Source organism: Acidovorax sp. LjRoot38 (genome assembly GCF_964252975.1).
GTDB classification, from domain to species: Bacteria; Pseudomonadota; Gammaproteobacteria; order Burkholderiales; family Burkholderiaceae_C; genus Acidovorax; species Acidovorax facilis.
The window spans coordinates 1-1,452 of the sequence record NZ_CAXUPT020000041.1 but is presented as its reverse complement, the minus strand read 5'-3'; the positions used below and the strand labels follow the sequence as shown (position 1 = coordinate 1,452).

Here is a 1,452-nt window from a genome sequence, read left to right as displayed (position 1 = left end):
ATAGGCTGAGTAGCTTTCGCGCAGGTTGGATCCCGCCGCGCGGGCGGTAGCTTCCAGGCGGTTGGCCGCAGCCAGGGTCTGCGCGCTCATGGCGTCGCGCCGCATACCTCCCCAATCAAAAATGGGCAACTGCAGGCTGATCTCAAAGCCTCGTCGCGTTGAGTGGGTGTTCTCGGCCGCATCGAAGACAGAGTCGCGCCGTACTCCCAGTTCAATGTCCGTGAAGGTCGTGATCGTGTTCCAGCCTTGCGCGCGTGCGGCTGCGTCGTAATCGGCCTTCGCGATCTGCAGATCCAGCCGACCCTTCGAAGCCTGACGGCCAGCGTCCGATGGAGACAGCGGCTCCTTGGGAAGTGTGGGAAGGCGTTCAGGCAACTTGAGCTGTTGGGCTTGGCTATCGTCCAGGCCTAGCAGCCGCACCAGCTCCTCACGGGCTGCCGTGACCTGGTGCTGCGCACTGGCCAGCTGGGTCGCAGTGTCGGCGTAGAACGCTTGCTGGCGCACACGATCGAGCTTGTTGAAATTGCCCACCGACTGCATGCGTTTGGCCAGTTCGGCGCTGGCCTGGGCGCTGGCGACGACCTGTTGGGTGTAAGTCAGGGTCTGTTGCGCGGCGACAGCCCGGACCCAGGCCTGACGTACCTGCGTGACTTGGTCCACTACGTCGCTGCTCAGGCGCAACTGGGTCTGCTTGATGCGCTGCTCGGCGATGCCTTTGCGTGTTGGCAAGGTCAGCAGGTCCAGCAGGCCGAAGGACAGGATGCGGCCGATCTCCGTCTCGCTACCCAGGCGAACCCGCTCCAGGCTCAGAATGGGGTTGGCGATGCGTCCGGACTGGGCTGCAGTGGAAGAGTCCGCCCAGTTTTGGGCCACGATGGCCTGCAGGGACGGGCTATTGACCAGAGCGAGTTGAACGGCATCCTGTTGACTGAGCGGTTTGGCCAACAAGTCCGAGGCACGCCGGCGCAAGGCCTCTTGCTCATTCTTGGCTCGGGCCAAGGTGAGTTTGCCGTCCGTGAAACTGCTGGTTGCTGCGTTGGCGCTGGAGATGTTTTGCTCCAGGTTCACGCTGGCACAGCCAGACAAAACCGCAACTGCGGCAACAGCGATCACGAGTTTGGCGCGGGGCATACGCAGGGGGCGGCTCATTGTTTGCCCCCGTGGTGTGCGTCATGGCCTTGGGCTGGTTGGTCCTGACCCGCTGCGGGTGCGGATTGGCGCATTTCCTTGGCATAGGCCCGCCATCCTCCGATTTCACCCACCTTGTCGTTGGCGGCCTTCCACGGCTGGACTGATTGCTCCTTGTAGACCTCATAGCCCGCGAGAGCTGATCGGTACGAAAGTTGGTAGTCCACCTTTGGGGGGGCATCGTCCGGCATCTGAGCAAGTGCCAGCGAAGGTGCCAGCAATGCTGCGGCCAGCCAAGGGATTGAGTTAAGTCGTGAAAGCCAA

The 1,452-nt window shown here is 62.5% G+C and carries 2 protein-coding genes; both read right to left on the bottom strand.

Features of this window, described 5'->3' with window-relative positions:
- Positions 1-1,149: TolC family protein (locus tag ACSQ22_RS26270; RefSeq protein ID WP_436131960.1), on the bottom strand; the 1,149-nt coding region annotated here is incomplete at its 3' end.
- The coding region (locus tag ACSQ22_RS26265; RefSeq protein ID WP_436131959.1) for a hypothetical protein at positions 1,146-1,452 on the bottom strand (307 nt) is incomplete at its 5' end. The genes ACSQ22_RS26265 and ACSQ22_RS26270, both read right to left, overlap by 4 nt.